Origin of the sequence: Paenibacillus sp. FSL W8-0194, from assembly GCF_037969745.1 — a bacterium.
Taxonomy (GTDB): Bacteria; Bacillota; Bacilli; order Paenibacillales; family Paenibacillaceae; genus Paenibacillus_AQ; species Paenibacillus_AQ cookii.
Genome location: NZ_CP150205.1, coordinates 152,073 through 174,657, shown reverse-complemented (window position 1 = coordinate 174,657; position 22,585 = coordinate 152,073). Strand labels below are relative to the sequence as shown.

The window sequence follows — 22,585 nt, the reverse complement described above, 5'->3', positions numbered from 1 at the left end:
TGTCTGTTTCACGACTTTAGCGGCTAGGCAAAACCAGAACGCCCTCCCGGGCATGATAGCGCTGCGTCGCCTCGCGGATAATGGCATCCCCTCCGCGGTCCCTGTATTCCCGAATCACCTTGGGCCAGTCCGATATCGGCTCTTTGCCGTAAATCATCCGGACCATATGGTCGACGATCAGCGGCGGCGGCTGGTTCGGATTGTTCGGCGCAAGTTCGGGATAAATGCCGAACGATTCCAGCTCGGGAACGAAAACGATATTGCCGAGCCCCTCTTTCGCAAGCGTCGAATCGATCGCATGAATCACGTCGCCGCCGCCGGGAAGCAGCTTCATCCGCTGGCGGTTGATCGTCAAATCATGGGTCAGCCACAGCAGCTCGCGGAAGCCTTGTTCATCCTGCTGCTCCCGGTTTTGCGGGAACCGGTATTTGATGTTTCCGTTTTCGATGGTGTAGGTGTCGCCCGGGATGCCAAAGGAAAAATAACGTTCGGCCTCGTCGGTCAACATCCAGTCGAAAAACCGCACGATGCCGACGGCCTTTTCTTTCGAAACATGCTTATTGATGAAATAGGAGTTGATCACCGAGCTGTAAAGCCCGTAACCTTTCGAACCTTCGGGCCCTATGGGAGACGGAATGATATCCACCTCGGCCTCGGGCACCGATTCCTTTACTTTCGTCCGGAATTCGAGCAGTCCTGCGGCATTCGCCGTCCATATGCCGGACTTGCCGCTATTGATGTTGCGGCTGTATTCGCTGATGCTGACCGTGGCGAAATTTTTCGCGATCAGGCCTTCGTCAAGCATCGTCTTATAGACGGAGAGCGCCTGCATCATGCGTTTTTCGTCGAAAAACTTCGGAACGACCTCGCCGTTTTGAAGCTCGAACTGGTATCCCAGCACATCAAAAGCGCCAAAAATGATGTCCGCGTATTTGAAATTTTCACGCATTTGGTACGGATTTTCCACGCCCAGCTTTTTGAAGGCGCGCAGCACGTTCAAAAAATCATCCACCGTTTTCGGCGCCGGAAGCCCCGTTTTTTTCAGCAGATCGGTACGGATGTACGTGCCCCGCCGCGACGGATTATCCAGCCAGGCCGGAATGCCGTAGATTTTTCCCTGGTAGCTCGTTTCCTGCCACGCTTCCTGCGGAATTCGGGCAAGCAGGCGGGGCGCATACTGATGGAGCAAGTCGTCCAAAGGCATAAACAATCCGGCCTCCACGGTTCCGGCCATGGCCGCGGAGCTTGCCCCGCCGATGGTCTGGATGACGTCCGGAAAATCGTCCCCGGTCAGCAGCACCGGCAGGCGTTTGTCGATATCCTTCAGCGGAAGCATCGTAATATGCAGATCGGTGTTTGTCAGCGCTTCCAATTGTTTGACCCATTTATCCTGCTGAATGTCGGGCGACTTGGCCGCATATGGATTGGAACCGGTGGACAGAACGATGGAAAACGATAAAGCCCCCGGAGACGCGCCGCTGCCGGCCGCCTGCCCAGGGGAGGATTCGGAGGTGCCCGGCGAATGGGTCATTCCCGGAAAAGAACAGCCTGCAAGCGTCACAATCATGGTCAGGATCGCATACCACCATTTTTTCATGGCCTCCCCCACTTTCTTCTTCCGGAGTATCGCTGCAGGACGTGACGGGCGCTTTTTCGCGTTGGTGCGGAACACCTCTATATTATCATAATTTCGCAACTATGAAATCGCATTCAATGGCAGGACGTACCGCGTTCTAGGTTTTGATCGACCCGATCAGCATCCCTTTAATGAAATACTTTTGCAGGAACGGATAGACGATGATGATCGGCAGCACCGAAACGATGATCACCGCCATCTGCACGCCCGCAGGAGACACTTCGTTGAAGCCTTCCAGCAGGCTGCCGGCCTGGCCAAGATCGTTGCTCAGTACGATTTCGCGCAGGCGCATTTGCAGCGGGTACAGGGCGCGGTTATTGATGTAATACAGGGCCGTGGAATACGAGTTCCAGTGCGATACGGCGTAAAACAATCCCATCGTCGCCATCACCGGCTTGGACAGGGGCAAAATGACGCTCCACATCGTCCGCAGCTCGCCGGCCCCGTCGATTCTGGCGCTGTCGATCAGCTCGGACGGAAGCCCGACGAAAAAGGACCTCATGATAAACAGGTTATACGCGCTGATCGCCGACGGGATAATGAGCGCCCATAACGTGTTCAGCAGATGCAAATTTTTGATGATGAGATAGTTCGGGATCAGCGGGGCCTGGAAAATCATCGTGACCAGGATGAAGATCAGCACCATTTTCCGCATCGTGTACTCCGGACGGGACAGCGGGTAAGCCAGCGATGCCGTGAGGATCAAGTTGATGACCGTGCCGCCGACGGTGATGATGACGCTGACCAGGAACGCCCTCCAGATCGAGCTGTCGGACAAGATGACCTGATAATTGACAAAGGTCCAATCCACCGGAAACAGCTTCACGAGACCGGCATTGATCGCTTTGCTGCTGCTGAACGACTTGGCAAGCACATGGAGCAGCGGAAAAACCATGAGGCAGCCGACGAGCGCCAAAAATATCGAGTTGAACCAGTCGAACCAGCGTCCTTTGATGTTCATTGTCGCATGCTCCTTTCCCTAATAAAGTCCTTCTCCGCTTGCCTTCTTGCTGAGGGCGTTGCCGATCATGATCAGCATCAGGCCGACAAGCGACTTGAACAGGCCGATCGCCGTCGTATAGCTGTACTGCTGGTCGATCAGGCCGACCCGGTAAATGTACGTATCGAGAATGTCGCCCTTTTGCTCGTTCAGCGAATTGACGAAGACGAAAACCCGTTCGAAGCCGAAATCCAGGAAGTTGCCGATATGCAGCAGGAACATGATCGTCACCGTCGGCAAAATCGCCGGGATGGTGATGGATAACGTCTGCCTCCAGCGGTTCGCCCCGTCCATCCGCGCCGCCTCGTACAGCTCGGGGTTCACGCTGGCGAGCGCAGCCAGATACACGATCGTCCCCCAGCCGCTGTCCTTCCAAATCCCCGTGCCGACCAGAATGCTGCGGATGTAGGAATCCTCCCCGAGAAAATAAACCGACTGGAAGCCGAAAAAGTTCAGCACCTGATTGACGATCCCCGTCGTCGGCGACAAAATGCCGATCATGATCCCGCCGATGATGACCCAGGACAGGAAATGGGGCAAATAAACGACCGTCTGCAAAATGCGCTTGTACAGCACCTTTCGCAGCTCGTTGAGCAGCAGCGCGAGGATGATCGGCACCGGAAACGCAAACAGGATATCGTACAAGCCGATCAGCACCGTATTTTCCAAAATGCGCAGAAATTCCGTGTAGGTGAACATCCGCCTGAACTGGTCCAGACCCACCCACGGGCTGCCGGTGAATCCTTTGAAAATGTTGTAATTTTGAAAAGCCATGACCGAGCCCATCAGCGGCAAATATTTAAACACGATAAAATAAAGAATGCCCGGAATCGTTATCAAATAGAGCGCTTTGTATTTGCGGAAATTGCTCATTTGCCTGGCGAACCGGCTGGGTGTTTTGAGGCTTGCCCGGGGGGCCGTCGGCGCCTGTCCTGACATGTCCATCGCTCCTTTTTCGCTTTTGAACCGGTTCGGAAAGCCGGATGGCTCGCTTGGTAAGGCCGGTTCAGGAATGTATTCTGGAAAAGAAAGCGTTATCCAAACCGATCGGCCGAAACTTGCCGTTCTCCCGTTCGATCGGTTCGGTCGGGCCGGCCCACGTTCGGAACGATCCCTTGCCTTCGTGATTATCTTAACGTTCGCGGTCCTTGCGCCGGAATGGGGATTTGTCGGCTGGCTTGTGTTTTATTATTTTCTTTCGGCCGAAGCATGAATGTTACCGCAGGTCCTTTTTGGCTACGAGCATAATGCTTTGCCCTTCGGCAGCCTCGATGAGATAACGGTATCCCGGCGTTTCGGCGCCGCCGCTTTCTTCGCGCCAATCGGTGTGCGGGTCCTGCACATGGAGCGGCACGGAGGACCAGACCCGGCAGGTTCCGCTGCGCTGCGGATGGATGACGGCTTCCATTAGCGCCCCATCCCTCCAGCTCAGATCGGCGCTGCAGCCGCCTCTGGCACGCAATCCGCGCACCTCGCCCGCGGGCCACTGCGGCGGCAGCGCCGGCAGCAGCCGCAGCTCCCCGGCATGGGATTGCAGCAGCATTTCCGCCACCCCGGCAGCGCCGCCGAAATTGCCGTCGATTTGAAACGGCGGATGGCAGTCCAGCATATTCGAGTACGTGGAATGCGACAGCAGCTTCTCCAAATGGCCATGCGCTTCGCCGCCCATCATCAGCCGCGCATAAAAGTTGACGATCCAGGCTCGGCTCCAGCCCGTATGTCCGCCCCCGGACGCCAGCCTGCGGGCCAGCGTCGTCCGGGCCGCTTCCGCCAGCTCCGGGGTTTCAAGCGCGTCGATCAGCTCGCCCGGATGCAGCGCAAACAGCTGCGAGATATGGCGATGCCCGGGATCGGCTTCTTCGTAATCAGTCCGCCACTCCATAATCTGCCCGTAACGCCCGATCGCCGGCCTCGGGATACGCTCGATGGCCCGCTCCAGTTCGGCCACGAATTCAGCTTCCCCTTGCGGTATATAGCCGCCGCCAAACTCCTCACCGGAAGCCGTCCGTTCGGCCCGGCCGATCGTTTTCGCCGCCTCCCGGCAAGCTTCAAACAGGGTCAGCGCGATTTGCGAATCCATGGACGGCCCCAGGCATAAGCTGCCGGTTTGGCCGTTCGGGAGCAAAAAGCGGTTCTCCGGTGATACCGACGGGCCAGTGACGAGCATGCCGTCCTCGTCCTCCGTCATGTAATCGAGCAAGAAAAGGGCCGCTTCCTTCATGACCGGAAAAGCGCGCCGCTTCAAAAACGAAACGTCCATTCCGTAGCGGTAATGCTCCCACAGATGGAGGCTGAGCCAAGCGGCGCCCATCGGCCAGACGGTGCAGGTCATCAGGATGCCCTCGGGCCGGGTTTCGCCCCATAGGTTGGTATTGTGATGGGCAACGAACCCGCGGCACCCGTACATGTCGCGGGCGGTAGCTTTCCCGTTAGGCAGCATCCGTTCAATCAGGTCGAACAGCGGCTCATGGCATTCCTGAAGGTTTAGGCTTTCGGCGGGCCAATAATTCATCTGCGTATTGATGTTGATCGTATATTTCGACTCCCAGGGCGGAGTAAAGCTGTCGTTCCAAATGCCCTGCAGGTTTGCGGCCAAAGAACCTGGTCGCGAACAGGATAGCAGGAGGTAGCGGCCATACTGCACGTAGAGGGCTATGAGGCCGGGATCGGCGGATGCTTTCGCTTGTTCCGGCGGCTCGCTGCCCGAGGCCTTCTCCGCCTCTTTCAGCCGAAGCAGCCGCTGATCGGTCGGCAGGCATGCCAGTGGATCGCCGCCCGGCGTCAGCGACAGCTCGAACCGGTCGAACCTTTGCCGGTATTCCGTGACATGACGCTGGAACAGCTCGTCGAATGGCCGTTCCGACGCCCGCTTAAGCTGCTCAAGGCAGGCTGCGTCCGGATCGTCCGCGCGGAAGGACGTCTGCGCGGCCAGCAGCAGCGTCACCGAGGACGCGCCTTCCACGGATACAAAATCCCCGATGTTCCGCACCACTCCCCCTTCATGGGCGGCGCGGAACGCGGCGCTGAAACGAACGCCGTCCGCGCCGCATTCCCCGTTCATGACGACCGTGCCTGTGCCGTCTGCAAGGGCCCGGCAGCCGCCGTCGAAGGGACGGCGCATCAAATTGACGGCAAAGGTCAGCGCGCCGGGGCGATCTGCCGTCAGACGGATGACCAACACCCCGTCCGGTTCGCTGACGAAATACTGCCGGTGGTAATTGACGCCGTCCGCATGGTAGGATACGTTGACGACGGCACGCTCCAGGTCCAGCTCCCGCTCATAGTCTTCAACCTGAGTGGCGCCATTCAAAGGCTTCAGCATCAAATCGCCAAGCGGCTGATAAGGCTGCTCGTATTTGGGAGAGGCGGTCATCGCCATGCGGGCAAGATGCTCCGCCTCCGCCTGCCTGCCGTCCCGCAGCAGGCCGCGGATTTCGTCCAGATACGGCCGGACATCCGGGTTAGCCGCCCGCCCGGGTCCGCCATACCACAGTGAATCTTCGTTCAGGCGGATCGTTTCGAGCCCCGTCGAACCGTACACCATCGCGCCCAGACGCCCGTTGCCTATCGGCAGCGCTTCTTCCCACGTGGCCGCCGGCGCGGCATACCACAGCCGCAGCGGGCGGCCGTGCCTGGCGGTATTGATTTTGGCTTCAATTCCGTTTCCTCCGTCAAATTTTGCTTGAGCTCCCTCTTTTGCCTCCGGCCCATCCTTCCATTCCCGCTCGTTTGCCGCTCTCACTTTCCCGAAATCCTCCCTTCCAAAGCCAACGCTCTTTCGGCTCCCGCATCAACCGCCTTTGCCCACCTCGAACACGATCGCCCGGATCGGCTCGCTGCCGTCATTCAACAGGCCGTGCTTCCACCAAGGCTTGTTGACGACGATATCCCCCGGACCTACCCGGATTTCGGTCCCGTTCACCGTCATCAGGCCGGTGCCTTCCAGGATGATATAAACCTCTTCATCCTCGCGATGCCCGTGGTACCCGATCGACGCGCCCGGAGGCAGCACCGAATAATATAAAAACTTGAGCGGCGTCTCGAAATCCCCTTCGCCGAACAGCCGGGCGCCTTCCACCATCCCCCGGCCCCCGTGGCTTTGGGACAGCTTCCGTTCGGCCCGCAAAAAATTGCGGATGTCCGCCGGGCCGTATCCCCAGCTTGCCGACGTATCCACCTGCTCCCCCTGCTGGAGTGATAAGCGCGTATAATGGGCAAGCGCCTGATTTTTTAAATATTCCTTCGCATCGGTTTCGCCGCGACGTTTCTCCGCCAGCGCAGCCAGAAATTCCTGCAAAGCGGTCGGGGCCGAAACATCGCTGAAGTCGTCCCAGCGCTGCACGCTTTCCGGCGTCGTCAGCTCGATCCCGCCATCCTTGAAGATCAGGCTGCCTTTCGTCCCTTCGATCCGCCAATCGCCCGGCCACTGGGTTTCGCGCCCCGCGCTGTGCAGCGAACAGCGAAAGGAGGCCTGGATGCCTGCCTGCAAATCCATCACGATATGAAACACGTGGCGTTTGACGGCATACAGCTTGCCGACCTCCCGTCCCGACAAATGGCGCAGCAGATCGAAATGATGGATGATCACTTCCTCCAGTTCGTCGTTCGGCTCTAGTGCCACCTTTTGGCGCTTCCGGAAAAACTCGCATTCCAGCGACTGCAGCTCCCCGACCGCGCCTGCCTCGATGAGCTGCTTCAGCTTGCGCAAGGGTGCGAAGGTGCGGTAATTTTCCGCAATCATGAACGGAATCCGCTCCTCCTCCGCTCTTTTTACGATTTCGAGGGCTTTCTCGTAGTTTTCGGCGATCGGCTTTTCGCAAAGCACCGGCAGCTTATAATCGAAAGCCAAATGGTTGATGGCCGTATGCACATGGCGCGGCGTCACATTAATGACAAAGTCGGGTTTTTCCCGCTCGATTGCTTCCTTCGCATCCATATAAAAAGGAACCCCGTCCGCCTGCAGCTGCTCCCGCCTGCTTTCGTCCGGGTCCGAAACAGCCAGCTCCAGTTCTCCGTGCATGCTCCGCACTCTTCGGTACCAGCCGCTTCCGGCTTCGCCCAATCCCACTAAAAGCGCTTTCACAAAACAACCTCCCCTTTCCCGTTTATCCGTCTTTCCTTCATGCTACTACCGGCAGCACTTCTCCTCCATGGCGAGGGTTGCGTACGGCTTGTGTTTTTTTATGAAACGCAAATTAGCCCGGCACCTTGCCGGACTTTCCGAATTCGTATTCAAGGCAAATCATATAAGCCCCCCGCTTAACCTTGTATTATGTTATTCAAGTTTACGGTGCTGAAACCTTCCATACCCAGCCGCTTCTTGTTTGATCGGATCATACTTTACAAGCACAGGAAAAAAACGGGGCGAGATGATAAATGAATATTTTTCACCGAGCTTGTTCTCATAGGTAACAAAATAATCTCCGAATTGCGGTACATACTCTATCTTCTTAAAAAATAATTTGTCATGCCCATAGGTGAAATAAACATAAACCCGAGAAACGTTTGCAGCCGTAAAACGCTGCACGCCCGGAATCTGTTCCAACACCAACAAAACAATCAGGACAATGCAGACTAAGCCAAAAATCCTCCGAATGCCCACCTTAACTCCTCCTTTGTATAAAAGAGAATCGCCCACAACGGCCCTTTCCTTGTTAGACGCATTTTTCCCGGCATCGGTAATGACGATTTCGAAGTCCCCTGCTTTTTCTCCAAATAAAAAAGCCCCTTGAAATCAAGGGGCAAAGTGTGTCTTCAATATCAACCGGCCTCGCGAATGGTCGGCCGTTCCTTATTTAAACTCCGGCAGCCAGCTGCCGTGAGCTTCGATCAAATCGTCGCACAACGCCACGATATCGTCCAGCGACAGCTCGGCGGAGGTGTGCGGATCCAGCATCGCGGCATGGTAGATATGCTCCTTTTTGCCGGTTACGGCCGCTTCGATCGTGAGCAGCTGCGTATTGATGTTGGTACGGTTCAGCGCGGCGAGCTGCGGAGGCAAATCGCCGACGTACGTTGGAGTAATGCCGGAACGGTCGACAAGGCACGGCACTTCGACGCAAGCTTCCTTCGGCAGGTTCGTGATCAGCCCGGTGTTCATGACGTTGCCGCCGATTTTGAACGGCACGTCGGTTTCGATCGCTTCCATGATGTAGGACGCATACTCTTTGGAACGTTTGTGCTCGATGTTTTCGCTGGCGAAAATTTTCTCGCGCATCTCTTTCCAGCCGTTAATCTGGTTGACGCAGCGGCGCGGGTATTCGTCGAGCGGAATGTTGTATTTTTCGATCAATTCGGGATACGTCTTTTTGATGAAATACGGATGGTATTCGGCGTTATGCTCGGAGGATTCCGTCACGTAGTAGCCGAAACGGTTCATGAGTTCGAAACGCACCATGTCGTGATGTTTTTCCTTTTGCTTCTCGGCGGCGCGGCGTTTGATTTCCGGATACAGGTCGACCCCGTCCTTCGACACCTCGAGCAGCCATGCCATATGGTTGATGCCAGCGATTTTCGCCTTCACCCCGGTCGGGTCCATGCCAAGCGATTCGAACAGGTGAGGTACGCACACCTGCACGCTGTGGCAGAGGCCGACGGTTTGGATGCCGCCCACCGTGTTCATGACGTTGGTGAGCACCGCCATCGGATTCGTATAGTTCAGGAACAGCGCGTCCGGGCACACTTCCTGCATGTCCTTCGCAAAATCGAGCATGACCGGGATCGTACGCAGGTTGCGGAAAATGCCGCCGATTCCGACCGTGTCGGCAATCGTTTGGCGCAGGCCGTATTTTTTCGGAATCTCGAAATCCGTGATCGTACAGGGATCATAGCCGCCGACCTGGATGGCGTTGATGACGTATTTGGCGCCCTTCAGCGCGGCTTTGCGGTCGGAGTAGGCTTTGATGACGCAGGTGCTGCCAAGCGTGGCTTTGATGCTGTTCAGCAGGCGCTCGGAATCCTGGAGACGCTCCGGATCAATATCGAACAAGGCGAGCTCGAAGCCCTGAAGCGCCGGCGTCGTCATGACGTCGCCAAGCACGTTTTTGACGAAAACGGTACTGCCCGCACCGATGAACGTAATTTTGGACATGGAATGATTCCTCCCTTTCGCGATTCGCTTCAACTTGGTTTTAACTATACCTCTCCGCCCGCGGAAGCAACATGGAGCAAACAAAGCAAAACATGTCATAATCCCATTTTCGTATCCGTTTACAATAGGGAAATATGACGATTCACCTGTTATAATATAGAGTAAGTTCCTTATGAAAAAGGAGGGGATGCCGTTTTATGGCCCGCGTTGACGAATACCTTACCGTACCCGCGATCCAGGGACAAATGGATCTAAATCTGCTTTTTTTTGGCTTTGAGGAATGTTTGCCTGGGCATACATGGGGTCCGGGGCTCCGCGATTCGTATATTTTGCATTACGTCCACAGCGGCTGCGGCGTCTTCCGCACAACCGAGAAGGCATATGAGCTGGAGGCGGGGCAGGGTTTCGTCATTTTTCCGGAAATGCTTGTCCATTACAGCGCAGACGAAGCGGACCCCTGGACGTACTCTTGGATCGGGTTCGCCGGACTGAACGCGAAATCGCTGCTGCAGCGTGCGCAAATTCACGCCGGGCATCCGGTATTTACCGAGCTTTCCGAGAACAGTCTCGGCAGCTTCTATCATGACCTGAAGGCAGCGGAAGGCGAACGGGGCAGCGATGTCGTCGGCCATAGCATTCTCTACCGGGTCCTTGCCGATCTGATCCGCTGCTCTCCCGAGCCGACCGACGAGCAGAAGCCGCGGCATTCGCGTGAAGGCTATATCCGAAAGGCAATTGAATATATTGAAAGCAGCTACAGCCAAAAAATGTCCGTGCTGGACATCGCCCGTTCGGTCGGCCTCGACCGCACGTATCTGTCCGGATTATTCAAGGAACAGTACGGCGTGTCACTTCAGGCTTTTTTGCTGGAATACCGGATGAAGCGGGCCGCAGTCCTGCTGCGCAATCCCGAGCTTTCCGTCAGCGACGTCTCGCGTTCCGTCGGGTATATCGATCCGTTTTTGTTTTCCAAAATGTTCAAGAAGGTCACCGGCGCCTCCCCGCGGCAGTACCGGGAAACGCGGCTGTAACGCGGACTTCCCCGGTTCATTTTTCAAAATAAAAAGAGCCTTACCGGCCCGAATTCGATTTCGCCAATTTCCCCATAAACGCGGTACGTTTGATGCTTTGCGGAAGGGCATAACTCTGATTTGCCGCCATGTACGCCGAAAGCTTCGCTTTCTTTTCCTGGGGTTGGTTTTTTACCTGAGGTTTGCTTTTTTCCTGGATGCCTTTGATTTGCGGCTTATTCTGCTCGAGCTTGCTGACGTAACGAAGACGCCCTCTTTCAAGGATTTGCTCTGCCTGCTTCGTGTACAACGAGACTTCCAGCCTTGTTCGGGCATCCCTGATTTTTTTCTTCAGCCTGTTGTACTCGTTGATTTCGTCGTTCGTTAACGTGATCTTACCAAGGGTCATGTCAACTTCTCTCCTTTACGGTCTGGGATAGCAAGTTCAAACGTCATTTCATCGGAACCGTCCGTATCAGGAGCGCTGGACGCAATGATCGTCGGCAGCTTATCCTGGGAGGATATTTTTTCTTCGGCCGTCAGCTTGGCTTGTTTCGCGATAAAGCTGCCGCCGCCGAAGCCGGCGATCATCGCCACGTAAATATATTTCGGGAACTCGAGTCCAAGCGGAAGTGCCGAAATCAAGCCTGCGCCAGCCCCCAAAATGATATCCGAAAGAAAGCCGATATGATAATTTTTCCTTCTGGATCCGTCGCTGAGTTCCAGTTCGATGATTTTGGGCAGTATAAGGGATCCGTCGTGGATATACAAACTTGACAAAAGACCGCCGAATGAACCTGACGCTATGATCACCGCGAAATCAGTCCAATGCATGATTGGATTCCCCCATATACCATTCTAATATGTAATGAGAAGCTGATTTGTGATAACGAGATGTGAAAATTGGCTGACATATCAGAAGGCGTCCTTAGTTCTGCTATTTTATGCACGGTTTTGCTTCAACTTGCAAGTTTTCTAGGTTTGTACCCATTTTTTGGATTATTTTACTAAAATCCTTAGAGCTTTCTCTACACCTTATATGATCAAGGGCCTGGTTGCTATGCATAAAAATGCAAAATATCTCCGGAAGCGGGACATGTTTATAGATAAAAAAAAAGCGGCTGCCATCCGCAGCCGCCCTTGTCCGATTCGCTATTCCCTTTTACCAGCCAAAATCAAGCGTATTTCCCGTTTCCGCCACCGTTTTGATGTTGCTCAGAATCATCCACCAATGGCCTTCGGCGTTTTGAAAAGCGGGATGGTTGTCCGACCACTGATCGTTCACGAGCGTTAACTTCGTGCATTTGCCCACCGTGTCCAGCGTAAAGGTCACCCGCGAAGTCAACTCCTCATGATTAGCATGATAAGACGGCCCCGGATGCTCAAGATAACTCAACGTTTTGTTCGGCTCATACGCCAAAATATCCCCGTACACGTGCACCGTTTCATCGCCGTCATTGCCCGGTCCGACGTAAGCGAAAGGCTCCCCGGCTTTAAAGCTGGACTGAAGCACGCAGTTAAAAAACGTTTTTTTCGTTCCTTCCGGCGCCACAAGCAGATCCCACACCTTTTCCGGCTCGGCTCCGATATAAAATTCATATTTCAGGCTGTTCATGCGTTCACGCTCCCTTGGAATTCGTATTCGTTATTCATTTGCCGCAAAATTCCCCAAACGGGAATTGTATGCTAAACTCATGATACCTTTGATAGAATGCCACGTATTGTAAAAACGCGACAAGAACGCCTGTTCCATAAATATTTTCAGGAGCTGATCGACATGTCTTCCGGTGCAATCAAACCAAGCATGGGAATTCTGAACCCGCAGGGCGGCGAAAAAAGGTTTGCGTTGTCCCGCCACGCCGCTTCGGAAGCGCTGGGCTTTTTTGTTAAACATTACTGGATCATCCGTTGGGATTGCCGGGACGAGGAGCCGTACATGCAGCATGTCGTCCCGAATCCCTGCGTCAATCTGGTCGTCGAGCCCGGTAAAACGCTTATTTATGCTCCGTCTCCCGGAAAATTTTCTTACCCGATCCACGGAAAGGGCGTCGTTTTTGGCATCAAATTCAAGCCCGGCGGTTTTTACCCTTTCCTGCGGCGGCCCGTGTCCAGCCTGCTGGATCAGCCGCTTGGGGTACGCGGCATTTTGGGCGCGGACGGATCCGAACTCGAAAAAACGATTCTATCCATGGGCGACGAGCAGGATATGGTCCGTGCCATGGAAAAGCTGCTGCTGCCCAAACTTCCTCCGCTGGACGACGAGGTGCTGCGGATCAACCGCATCATCGACTTTATCGCGGACGAACGGGAAATTTCCAAGGTAGACCAGGTATGCGAGCGTTTTCAGATTCATATCCGCAAGCTGCAGCGGCTGTTCGACCAATACGTCGGCATCAGTCCGAAATGGGTCATCCGCCTTTATCGCCTGCAAAATGCCGCCGAAACGATGGACCGAAGCCTTCCCGTTGATTTGTCCCGGCTCGCCGCGGAGCTTGGATACCATGACCAGCCCCATTTTATTAAAGATTTTAAAGCGGTCGTCGGCTGCACGCCCGATGAATACCGACGGATGGTGCAGGATAGCTGAGGCTCCCGTTCATTCCATGCTGATCCGCAACCGTTCTGCTTCGTCATGAAGGCCGATGTCGGCCAGCGCATGCCACAGCCTGTGTTGCAAGTCCGTCATGCCGTTCAGCGCATGCAGCTGCAAATCCCGCACGAGCGCCATCACGGCCGGAGGTTCGGCATCGTCCAGAAAACGGAAAATTTCCTCAGTCCCGAACCTTCCCTCAGGATCGACGTGAAACCGTTCCCCCGAAAACGGGGCATGCCGTCCCGGGGGCCGAAGCACATGCAGCCCGCCTCGAACACGAATCCAGGCATCGCGGTCCCGCTTTGCCTGCAGCTCCCGGACATATCGGTAGGGGTGATCGATCCGCGGAAGATGAAGCCGATCCCGAACCTGCTGCCGAATGTGCTCAGCCCGCTCCTCTTCCTCTTCGCTTGGGCGATAAGGCAAATCATCCTGTTCCCCCAAAAACCGGGCATAGTCCTCCTCGGAACGAAAATGATTGTAAAAAAGCCCCGAATCGTTCATGTTCAAGCTCAAAAAATGCTCCAGGTTCTCGGCGACGATGTGAACCGGACGATCAAAACTCATGGGCGAGACGCAAACAACAGGCGCTTCATCCAGCGCCGCCGCCGTTCCGAAATCCGTCAACAGCCCGTAATGGATTCCGTCCGCGCCGATGTTTCCGAACACCACGACATCGCATGGCGTGTTAAAGTAACGGAAACTCTCCTCATGCACGAGATAAAAAGACAACCCGTCATACAAATTGCCGCCCTTCGCCTTTAAGCCCTGATCGATTTCGGCCAGAACTTGCAGCGCTTTGGGGACGGCGTATTTTCCGAAATTGCTTTTCAGTCCGTTTTCCATACGCATGTTCTTCCTCCTGTTTTAAAGGGCTGGGTTGCCCGTGGGAAGCCCCTATTCGACTTTCTGCATTAGTCCTCGCTCAGCGGCAAGTAAATATCCACGATCGTCCCTTTCCCCGCTTCGCTGGCAATGTCCATCCGTCCATGGTGGGCATCGATAATTTTTTTGACGATCATCATGCCCAGGCCGTTGCCTTCCGACTTGGTGGTATGGAAGGGCTCGCCGATCCGCTGCAGCATCTCTTCGCTCATGCCGACGCCGTTGTCGGCGAAACGTATCCGTTGGTATCCCTCGCGGGTTTCAAGAAGTATATGTATTTTCCCAGCGTGAGGCAGAGCCTCGATCGCATTTTTTACGATGTTCATGAATACCTGCTTGATCTGATTTCGGTCGCAGCGGATGGGATGATCGGCGTGAACGACGCAATCGACCGTGATGCAGTTCAAAGCGGCCTGAATTTCAAACAGGTTGAGCACTTCCTGAAGAACCGGGAAGCAACGATCCTTCCGGAACAGCACCGCTTGAGGTTTGCCCAGAATCAAAAATTCGCTCACGATCACGTTCATCCGCTCCAGCTCCGACATGATCAGGTTATAATGGCGCAGGCAGTTGTCCTTGCCGAGGAGCTGCAGCATGCCTTTGACCGTGGTCAGCGGGTTGCGGATTTCATGGGCGATGCCCACCGCGATCTGACCGGCGAATACAAGTTTTTCGGTATTGCGGAGGATTTCCTCCGTTTTCTTCATTTCGGTGATGTCGCGGATGCTGCCGACCACACGGATGATCGTCCGGTCCGTGTCGTACACCGGAAGCACGTCCAGCATGTAACGGTGTTCGTCGTCCTTTACCGCCAGGCTCAGCTCTACCCCGATGGTTTCCTCATGACGCCTGATCGCTCTTTGAAAATATGGGCTGATCAAATCGATGTTAAATACCGACGTCCCTGCATAATCGGTTTGCCCGTCCAAAAGCAGCATCGAGCGGCAGCGTTCATTCATTTCAAGGATATGGCCCAGATGGTTCGTAATGACGACACCGTAAAAATTCGTATCCAGCAAAAACTGGTTCAGCATTTGCAGCTGGGTGTTTTGCCTTCGCAGCAAAAGCTCGCGCTCCACAGAATCGGCCATCGTGCAGAGAAGCGCGAGTAAATGCGGATGGGCGAACCCGAGTTCCGTCATCAGCGAGATCGTCCCGACAATGCGGCCGTCTTCGCTGCGGAATCCCGTGGAGTAACAAGCCAGCCTGTGCAATATGGTATGGTAATGATCCTGTCCCAGCAGCTGAAACGGCCGGCCATGGGTCAGGCACAGATCAATGGAATTGGTGCCCGCATCTTTGCTGAACCGGACGCCTTCCTCGATCCCTAATTGTTTAACCGTTTTAATAATCGTCTCATCCCCGGCAAACTCCAGCACATATCCCTGATCGTCCGTAACGGTGATCGTGATGGGACTGCCTGAAATGGAAGATAAAAATTTGCCTATGAAAAAATGAATGACTTCGATGTACTCCTTGTACTTTACCAGCTTGGCGGCCAGCTCCGCTGGACTGTATCTCTGATTGAACCTCGGAGGCTCACTCGGATCAAGTCCCGTATGTATGCAATATTGTTTGGACACCTCGATGGCGTGTGCATCATTCAATTGATATAAGGGCTCGCCCATGCAGCACACCTCATTTTGTTATATACTTTACCTAGTGATTGGATCGTTTGGAAGCGGATCATTTATTATAGTAAGAATTATTTGCCCACCCCTATATCATACCATTCAAAATGAATCCTTCACTAGAGGTTTTTTGATGTTGTCATAAGCATGTTATATTTTTGGAAGACGGGCCGGAGTCCGGCTACAAAGGAGGAACGATGCAGCCATTTACAAAGGCCGTGATCGAGCAGATCCAATCCATACCGCCGGGCAAAGTCATGACTTACGGCGGCGTCGCCGCCGCTGCGGGCAGTCCGCGCGCCGCCCGGCAGGTCGTCCGAATTTTGCATTCCATGAGCGCCAAATACGATCTTCCGTGGCACAGGGTGGTCAATGCCAAAGGCGAGATCGCCTTGCGCGACGACGAGTCCCACTTTTTGCAGCAGGCCCTGCTGGAAGACGAAGGGGTCGAAGTCGGGATCGGCGGCCGGATCGATTTGTCTGTATATGGAGTATAAAAGAACGCCTGAAGCGACTTTATGTACGATCATGCAACTATAAAGCGTCAACCTGCCCCTACTGTACCGCAACGCGTTCCAATGAAAAACCCCCGCAAAGCGGGCATGACCATCATGCCATGTCACACTGCTTTACGGGGGACTTGCTGAATTATTTAGCTCAGGGTTCGTTTATAACCGGCTCGACGGGAACCGCAGCTGCATCCGTTTCATAAGGAATGCCTTTGAGCCCGTTCGAAAGCGCGGCCAGCAAACTTCCCGACGCATCTTGGCTGTATTCCCAGAACATCGCCCCTGCGAGTCCGCGGTCAAGAACGTATTTGGCCTTCGCCGCGATAGACTGGGGATCGTCATAGGAAATGAAGGTGCTGCCGTCAAACAGATAAGGTGCATGGGCAGTCTCATCCCAATAGCGCGTATACCCGGTTTGCGCGTTGTATTTGGCCAAAATGTCCGTATAAGTCGGCGTGTCGGGCGAACCTTTCGCCTGTTGGCCCAGGCCGTCGGAACCGGCGTTTTCGACGTCGGTCCAAACATGCCCGTAAAATGCGGCCGCGATCACAAGCTTATTCGCCGGAATGCCGCTGTTCAAATACAGCTGAATGGACGCATCCACGCTAAAATTGCCGCCGTACAGATTCGTATGGTGTTCCGTGGACGGGCTCCAGCCTCCGGCAAAATCGAACGTCATCACGTTGATATTGTCCACGTATTTGGCCACTTCCCCGATCTCGACGCCGTTAAGATAAGATGGGCCCGCCCCGGCGGCGATCGTCAGCTCGTAATACCTTCCGTTTTCGGCACCCAATTGGTTCAGCTTCTCCCGCAGCAGCTTGAGGATCAGCGTGAAGTTTTGTTTGTCTTCGGGCCTTGCCTTCATGACGCCGTCCGCGCTTTGGGTCGGATACTCCCAATCCAGGTCGATGCCGTCCAAATCGTAACGTTTGATATAGTCTATTATGCTGGAAGCGAAAATCTCCCGGCTCTCTTCCGTCAGTACGGCGTCCGAAAAACCGTCCGCTCCCCAACCGCCGACCGAGTTCAAAATTTTAAGATGCGGATGTTCCGCTCTCAAACGCTGCAGATAAGCATAGTTCTCCTCGTCGAAAGATCCCGCCATCGGCACGATTTGGTTATCGCGGATATGGGTGAAGGCATAATTGATATGAGTCAGCTTGCCTGCATCGATCGGGTTGGCCTCGGACCAGGCAACCCAGCCCGGCACGTAGGCGATCAGCTTCGGCCCGGCAGGCGGCTGTTCTTTGCTTTTGACTGTAAAATGAACGGTTGTTTTGGCGGTTTTCATGCTTTTGCCATGTGCCGCAATCACGGTCAGTGTGTAGCTTCCGGCTTTCGTGATCGGGGTTCCTTTTTCGTAGACGGCTTCGTTCAGGAAAGCTGCGCTAGCGGTTCCGGGCGCATCGTTCCAGTCTGCCGCGACGCCCGGATCATACTCCCCGCCTTCCGTAATGGGGCGAATGACTGGTGCATCCGGAACGGAGGTCGTGTCTTTTTCGTAAGGTTTGCCCTTTAAGCCGTCCGCCAAAGCTGTAAGCAGCACGCCCGTCGTATCCTGGCTGTATTCCCAGAACATCGCTCCTGCCAGTCCGCGGTCCAGCACGTATTTTGCCTTTTCCGCCAAGGATTCCGGATCGTCATAGGACAGGAACGTGCTGCCGTCGAACAGGTAAGGCGCCTTGGCGTTTTCGTCCCAATACCGGGTAAATCCGGTTTCCTCGTTATAGGCCGCAATCGTTGCGCTGTACGACGGCGTGTCTTCGCTGCCTTTGGCGCTGCGTCCCACCACCGGCCCGTCGCCGGCCACGTCCGTCCACTTGTGGCTGTAAAAAGCGCCGCCAATCACGATCTTATGGGCAGGCACTCCGTTTTTCAGCAAAACGTCGACGGATAAATCCGTGCTGATGTTCGTTCCGTACAGATGCGTGTGATGGGCCGTATTTTGCACCCAGCCTCCGGCAAAGTCATACGTCATCACGTTGATGTTGTCGAGCAGCGGAGTGATTTTGCCGATCTCGACGCCGTTCAAATACCCCCAGCCCGCTCCGGCCGCGATGGTCAGCTCGTAATATTTGTTGTTCTCCAGCCCCAGCGCGTTCAGCTTCTCGCGGATCAGCTTGAGCACGAGCGTAAAGTTCTCTTTGTCTTCAGGCCTTCCCGTCACGATCCCGCCTGCATCTTGGGTCGGATACTCCCAGTCGAGGTCAATGCCGTCCAGGTCGTATTTTTTGACGTATTCGATGATGCTGTCCGCAAAGGCGTTCCGCGAAGCTTCGGTCATTGCCGCATCCGAAAATCCGTCCGCCCCCCAGCCGCCGACCGAGTTCAAAATTTTGAGGTTCGGGTTTTGGGCTTTCAGGCTTTGCAGGTACGCATAGTTCGCGTCATCGTTTTGGCCTTCGATCGGAATGATTTTATTGTCTTTGATATGCGTAAAAGCATAATTGATGTGCGTCAGCTTGGCGGCGTCCACCGGCTGCGCCGATGACCAATCCTTCCAGCCCGCCACGTAGCCGATCAGCTTAACCTCCGGCTTCATGGTGAAGTTGACCGTCGTGCTTGCCTTTTTGCCGCTGTTCTTGTGGATGGCGGTGACGACCAGCGTGTATTGTCCCGCCTCGGTAATGCCGGTGCCTTTGACGTAGGCCGATCCGTTCAGCGTGGCGCTGCTGGTCGTATCCGCGGCGTCGGTCCAGTTCGGAAGCACGCCCGAAGTATAGATCTCGCCATTGGCGACTCCGGTAACGACGGGCGCCTGCGGAACGGTCGAATCGCCGCCGGGGCTGCCCCCGCTTCCGCCGCCGCTGCCCGATCCCCCGCCGGAGCCGCCGGAACTTCCTCCGGAGCTGCCGCCGGGGCTGCTGCTGCCGGGTACACCCGTTTGGATAGATCCGGCCTGCGGACCGTCGACGCTTTGCGGAGCGGTTTGGAAGGAAGAACCTTTAGCCCCTTCGTTAAGGGTTGCTTTTTGGATTTTGCCGGAGCCAAGAACCTTGGTCTTCGCATTCAGCACCAAATGGGCGATGCCCGCATCGCTGCCGAGCTGCAGCGTATTGCCTTGTCCGTCCACGACGACGGAATCCAGTTGGCTTCCCTGGATGACCAGCTCCACTCCCTCTGCCAAAATGACCAATTTCCCTTCCACCTTCACGTTTTTCAGCGTTACGGTGCCGGGACCGGCTCCCTTTTCGAGGGTAAGGTTCCCGCGGATGACCATATTTTGCAGGGTGATGCCGGAGGCGGATACGGCGGCATCCCCGCCAACCGTTTCGGTTCCCGATGCGGGACCGTAGGTGCCGGCTTTGCCATAGGATTGGAGCGTCTTAGGCACGCTCACCTGCAAACGGCTGATCAGCACCGCCCCTTCGGCCCGGGTCAGTGCCGATTGCGGACGAAGCGTGCCGTCGGGGTATCCGCCAAGCTTGCCCTTCAGAACCAGATAAGCGAGCGCCTGTCGGCTCCAATCAGCAATGTTACCGGCATCCTTGAACGCTTTGAGGACGCCCGGATCGCTGTCCGCTTCGGCCTTCAAAACCTTAAACAGCATCACGGCCGCCTCTTCCCGTGTAACCGGCTGATCCGGGCGGACGGAACCGTCGGCGTAACCGGAGACATAGCCCGCCTCCAAAGCTTTCGCGGCTTCCGCATACTGCCACTGCCCGGATTTCAAATCGGGGAAGGAGGCCGCTTTCTCGGCCGTCAAATGAAAATACCGGTTGATCATGGCCATCAGCTCGATTCGGGTCAGCGCCCGATCCGGCTTCATGGAGCCGTCGGGATACCCTTTAAGCAGGCCTTGATCCCGCCATCCGGCAAGAAGCTGTTCCGCCCAATGGCCTTTGACGTCGGACGAGGCGGCTGCAGCCCGTCCCGCAAAAGCGAATGAAGATACGATGACGGCGGCGCAGACGAAGCAAATAAACCACTTCCATTCCATCCTGTTATGAAGCGCTTTCATATTACACCCCTATCTATCCTTTTTTGGCCACGCGCCCTTTCTTCCCTCCTTCGTCAAACGCATATTCCACCTCCTTCGGCTTCGGAACGGGGGGCGTATGGCATGAGTATTAAACCCGGTCGTTGGACCGGACTTAATCGCAGACGGTATGTTCCCTATCGGGCCGGCCCGATAGGGAAAACTGCAGCAAGCAACAAGTTTCGAGATTTTTCGTTGAAGCGCCTTTGGCAATGGTGATTGAACGTTAGGAAATATGCGAAGCCGCCATAAAGATTTGTCATGGAAAACGGCATCGGCCGCTTATGGCAGGCGGCGCAGCATTACGCGGTGTACAAGCTGTTCTCGGGGAAGTTCTGCGGATCGCGAATGAAGATCGTTGCAGCCTCATCATACCACCCATGTTCCCGCGCGAAAATCGGTTTCGGGATAAGTATCTTATTTCGTTGATTTGTATCTTTCTCATGCCGCAACCCCCGGCCTGTGCGGCCGAGGGTTGTCGGAAAAGGAACTAAGGCATGGAAACGAGGAATGGCTTCACCGTGCCCGCGAAGTTGTAGTTGCTCGTTTTATCCCAGTTGATCGACCACGTCATAGCGCCGCGGATATCGGGGTATTTTGCGACAGGTTTGTAGCTTCCGCAGCCCGTGCCGGTAGCCAGACAGTTAAGCGCATTGTTGACGACGGACGGGGATACATAGCCGCCGCCCGCGGCAGCCGGAACGGCGGGTACCCCGATGCCGAGCTGCGACGGGGCCACCCACTGGAGGGACAGATCGGACAACGCCGTCAGGAAATCGACCGTGCCCTGGGAATAACATTTGCCGTCCCGGCCCAGCATGCAGCCCGAATTGTAATACTGAACGTTAATGACGGTCGTGATGTCCTTCAAGTTGTTATACAGCTGCATATAAGTCGTGCTTGGGCTCTGCATATCGATCGTCTGCGGGGCCATCGTCAAAATAAAACCGGAGCCGAACCGCTGCTGCAGCTGCTTGACGGCCGTGGTCAGGTTGGCCACGTTCATGCCGTTCTCCAAATCGATATCGATCCCGTCAAGGCCGTACGTCGTGATGATGTTGGACATGCTGTCGACGAAGTTGGCGATGTTCGGCGATGCGCTGCCGAGATTGACGTTTCCTTTTTCCCCGCCGATGGAGATGATGACCTTTTTGCCTTTCGCGTGTTTCGCCTGGATGTCGTTGATCAGGTCGGCCTTGGTATATCCGCCGAGGGCGTTCGACAGCGAAGAATCGACGTTAAACGTAACGCCCCCGGGCTTGGAAGGGTCCATATCGGCAAAAGCCAGCACGATGATATCGTATTGGTCCGGCACGTCGCTCAGCTTCAAATTGGAAGATCCGTTGATGAAATTATGCCAATAACCGGTAAGCACATGCTTCGGAAGCTGACCGCCTCCGCCTCCTCCGCCGCCGCTGCCGCTTTGCGTCGTTGCCGTCACCGCGGCGCTTTGCGGGGATACGTTGCCGGCGGCGTCTTTGGCGGCAACCCGGAACGTATAAGCCGTGCTTGCCGACAAGCCGGTAACCGTCGCCGTCGTGCCTGCAACCGTCATGACCTTCGACGTGCCCTGATAAACATCGTAGCCCGTGACGCCGACATTATCGGTCGAAGCCGTCCAGGATAGGGACACGCTTGAGGATGTCGTGCCCGTGACGGCAAGGTTCGTCGGCATCGTCGGCGCCTGGGTATCCGTCGTGCCGCCTCCCCCGCCTCCAGCGACAAGCTGCCACAGCGCCGGCACGTTCGGCGGTTCCCAGCCGACCAAGGAAGTATGCGGCTGGATGGCTTTGTACGTGCTTCCGCTATACGTCACCGTATCATTAACCGCATAAGCGACATTGGGCGCCCAAGCCCCGCGGTCGGCCGCTGCGGCGATGGACGGCGCCAATCCGACGACGAGCACCATCATCATCAGCAGCGGCAAAAATTTGCGAATCAGCTTGCTTTTCGGGGAACATGCATTTCTCATCGATACGCCTCCTTCATTTGTTTAACTTCTGCTTCTCATGCTTCCGGTCGAACCGTCCTGAATCTGCTCCGGCCACCTCCTTTTCCTTAAACTCCTGGCTTTATGTCAAAGGGATGTAAGTAACCATGTCGGCACGGCAAAACTACGGAAATACCCGGCCTGACCTGCATAAACGAAGGAAGAAACGCCGATTCCGTTTGCGGGCTGGAATGTAAATCCGTTAAAAAGTCGGGAAAACCAAGCTTGTCTCTCCTACATGTTAGCGTTTTCAATTGTG

17 protein-coding genes are annotated in these 22,585 nt (G+C 55.3%); 3 read left to right on the top strand and 14 right to left on the bottom strand.

Annotation, left to right across the window (positions count from 1 at the left end):
- Nucleotides 1-16 precede the first annotated feature (16 nt).
- From MKY58_RS00715 to MKY58_RS00685, 7 genes are all read right to left on the bottom strand, one after another.
- On the bottom strand, nucleotides 17-1,597 hold the full coding sequence (locus tag MKY58_RS00715; protein ID WP_339323029.1) for an extracellular solute-binding protein: 1,581 nt from the start codon (nucleotides 1,595-1,597) through the stop codon (nucleotides 17-19).
- A 136-nt stretch (nucleotides 1,598-1,733) separates the two neighbouring features.
- Nucleotides 1,734-2,597, bottom strand: coding sequence for a carbohydrate ABC transporter permease (locus MKY58_RS00710; protein ID WP_339323028.1), 864 nt, complete (start codon nucleotides 2,595-2,597; stop codon nucleotides 1,734-1,736).
- A gap of 18 nt (nucleotides 2,598-2,615) precedes the next feature.
- On the bottom strand, nucleotides 2,616-3,509 hold the full coding sequence (locus MKY58_RS00705; protein WP_339325005.1) for an ABC transporter permease subunit: 894 nt from the start codon (nucleotides 3,507-3,509) through the stop codon (nucleotides 2,616-2,618).
- 343 nt (nucleotides 3,510-3,852) lie between these two features.
- Nucleotides 3,853-6,378: a glycoside hydrolase N-terminal domain-containing protein gene (locus tag MKY58_RS00700; protein ID WP_339323027.1), complete on the bottom strand. Its 2,526-nt coding sequence runs from the start codon at nucleotides 6,376-6,378 to the stop codon at nucleotides 3,853-3,855.
- Between the two features lie 48 nt (nucleotides 6,379-6,426).
- Nucleotides 6,427-7,719, bottom strand: a complete 1,293-nt coding sequence (locus MKY58_RS00695) for a cupin domain-containing protein (RefSeq protein ID WP_339323026.1) — start codon at nucleotides 7,717-7,719, stop codon at nucleotides 6,427-6,429.
- Nucleotides 7,720-7,911: 192 nt separating this feature from the next.
- Entirely contained in the window at nucleotides 7,912-8,238 is a 327-nt protein-coding gene (locus MKY58_RS00690; RefSeq protein ID WP_339323025.1) for a hypothetical protein, read from the bottom strand.
- Between the two features lie 189 nt (nucleotides 8,239-8,427).
- Nucleotides 8,428-9,726, bottom strand: a complete 1,299-nt coding sequence (locus MKY58_RS00685) for an alpha-glucosidase/alpha-galactosidase (RefSeq protein ID WP_339323024.1) — start codon at nucleotides 9,724-9,726, stop codon at nucleotides 8,428-8,430.
- A gap of 197 nt (nucleotides 9,727-9,923) precedes the next feature.
- Between MKY58_RS00685 and MKY58_RS00680 the strand changes: the two genes are divergently transcribed.
- Nucleotides 9,924-10,757, top strand: coding sequence for an AraC family transcriptional regulator (locus tag MKY58_RS00680; protein ID WP_339323023.1), 834 nt, complete (start codon nucleotides 9,924-9,926; stop codon nucleotides 10,755-10,757).
- 40 nt (nucleotides 10,758-10,797) lie between these two features.
- On the opposite strand, the gene MKY58_RS00675 is transcribed toward MKY58_RS00680, so the two are convergent.
- From MKY58_RS00675 to MKY58_RS00665, 3 genes are all read right to left on the bottom strand, one after another.
- Complete coding sequence (locus MKY58_RS00675; RefSeq protein WP_339323022.1) at nucleotides 10,798-11,145, bottom strand: hypothetical protein; 348 nt, start codon at nucleotides 11,143-11,145, stop codon at nucleotides 10,798-10,800.
- Entirely contained in the window at nucleotides 11,142-11,570 is a 429-nt protein-coding gene (locus tag MKY58_RS00670; RefSeq protein WP_036715152.1) for a hypothetical protein, read from the bottom strand. The genes MKY58_RS00675 and MKY58_RS00670 overlap by 4 nt, the downstream gene beginning before the upstream one ends.
- Nucleotides 11,571-11,898: 328 nt before the next feature.
- Nucleotides 11,899-12,351 (bottom strand): SRPBCC family protein, encoded by a 453-nt coding sequence (locus MKY58_RS00665; protein ID WP_339323021.1) that lies wholly within the window; start codon nucleotides 12,349-12,351, stop codon nucleotides 11,899-11,901.
- A gap of 162 nt (nucleotides 12,352-12,513) precedes the next feature.
- On the opposite strand from MKY58_RS00665, the gene MKY58_RS00660 reads away from it, so the two are divergent.
- Nucleotides 12,514-13,323, top strand: coding sequence for a helix-turn-helix domain-containing protein (locus tag MKY58_RS00660; RefSeq protein WP_339323020.1), 810 nt, complete (start codon nucleotides 12,514-12,516; stop codon nucleotides 13,321-13,323).
- 9 nt (nucleotides 13,324-13,332) lie between these two features.
- On the opposite strand, the gene MKY58_RS00655 is transcribed toward MKY58_RS00660, so the two are convergent.
- The gene (locus tag MKY58_RS00655) at nucleotides 13,333-14,181 is read right to left on the bottom strand and encodes a hypothetical protein (RefSeq protein WP_339323019.1); all 849 of its coding nucleotides are present in this window, start codon (nucleotides 14,179-14,181) and stop codon (nucleotides 13,333-13,335) included.
- Nucleotides 14,182-14,243: 62 nt separating this feature from the next.
- On the bottom strand, nucleotides 14,244-15,842 hold the full coding sequence (locus MKY58_RS00650; protein ID WP_339323018.1) for an ATP-binding protein: 1,599 nt from the start codon (nucleotides 15,840-15,842) through the stop codon (nucleotides 14,244-14,246).
- A 200-nt stretch (nucleotides 15,843-16,042) separates the two neighbouring features.
- Between MKY58_RS00650 and MKY58_RS00645 the strand changes: the two genes are divergently transcribed.
- Nucleotides 16,043-16,342, top strand: a complete 300-nt coding sequence (locus MKY58_RS00645; protein ID WP_339323017.1) for an MGMT family protein — start codon at nucleotides 16,043-16,045, stop codon at nucleotides 16,340-16,342.
- 160 nt (nucleotides 16,343-16,502) lie between these two features.
- Here MKY58_RS00645 and MKY58_RS00640 read toward each other — a convergent pair whose 3' ends face one another.
- Together MKY58_RS00640 and MKY58_RS00635 are read right to left on the bottom strand one after the other, a co-directional pair.
- The gene (locus MKY58_RS00640; protein WP_339323016.1) at nucleotides 16,503-20,318 is read right to left on the bottom strand and encodes a glycosyl hydrolase family 18 protein; all 3,816 of its coding nucleotides are present in this window, start codon (nucleotides 20,316-20,318) and stop codon (nucleotides 16,503-16,505) included.
- 508 nt (nucleotides 20,319-20,826) lie between these two features.
- Nucleotides 20,827-22,308, bottom strand: coding sequence for a glycosyl hydrolase family 18 protein (locus MKY58_RS00635; protein ID WP_339323015.1), 1,482 nt, complete (start codon nucleotides 22,306-22,308; stop codon nucleotides 20,827-20,829).
- Nucleotides 22,309-22,585: the final 277 nt, after the last annotated feature.

Excerpts from the sequence above, each read along its gene's own strand:
- MKY58_RS00715 (WP_339323029.1), bottom strand. The coding sequence starts at position 1,597 with ATGAAAAAATGGTGGTATGCGATCCTGACCATGATTGTGACGCTTGCA.
- MKY58_RS00710 (WP_339323028.1), bottom strand. The coding sequence starts at position 2,597 with ATGAACATCAAAGGACGCTGGTTCGACTGGTTCAACTCGATATTTTTG.
- MKY58_RS00705 (WP_339325005.1), bottom strand. The coding sequence starts at position 3,509 with ATGAGCAATTTCCGCAAATACAAAGCGCTCTATTTGATAACGATTCCG.
- MKY58_RS00685 (WP_339323024.1), bottom strand. The coding sequence starts at position 9,726 with ATGTCCAAAATTACGTTCATCGGTGCGGGCAGTACCGTTTTCGTCAAA.
- MKY58_RS00680 (WP_339323023.1), top strand. The coding sequence starts at position 9,924 with ATGGCCCGCGTTGACGAATACCTTACCGTACCCGCGATCCAGGGACAA.
- MKY58_RS00675 (WP_339323022.1), bottom strand. The coding sequence starts at position 11,145 with ATGACCCTTGGTAAGATCACGTTAACGAACGACGAAATCAACGAGTAC.
- MKY58_RS00670 (WP_036715152.1), bottom strand. The coding sequence starts at position 11,570 with ATGCATTGGACTGATTTCGCGGTGATCATAGCGTCAGGTTCATTCGGC.
- MKY58_RS00665 (WP_339323021.1), bottom strand. The coding sequence starts at position 12,351 with ATGAACAGCCTGAAATATGAATTTTATATCGGAGCCGAGCCGGAAAAG.
- MKY58_RS00660 (WP_339323020.1), top strand. The coding sequence starts at position 12,514 with ATGTCTTCCGGTGCAATCAAACCAAGCATGGGAATTCTGAACCCGCAG.
- MKY58_RS00655 (WP_339323019.1), bottom strand. The coding sequence starts at position 14,181 with ATGCGTATGGAAAACGGACTGAAAAGCAATTTCGGAAAATACGCCGTC.
- MKY58_RS00650 (WP_339323018.1), bottom strand. The coding sequence starts at position 15,842 with ATGGGCGAGCCCTTATATCAATTGAATGATGCACACGCCATCGAGGTG.
- MKY58_RS00645 (WP_339323017.1), top strand. The coding sequence starts at position 16,043 with ATGCAGCCATTTACAAAGGCCGTGATCGAGCAGATCCAATCCATACCG.
- MKY58_RS00640 (WP_339323016.1), bottom strand. The coding sequence starts at position 20,318 with ATGAAAGCGCTTCATAACAGGATGGAATGGAAGTGGTTTATTTGCTTC.
- MKY58_RS00635 (WP_339323015.1), bottom strand. The coding sequence starts at position 22,308 with ATGAGAAATGCATGTTCCCCGAAAAGCAAGCTGATTCGCAAATTTTTG.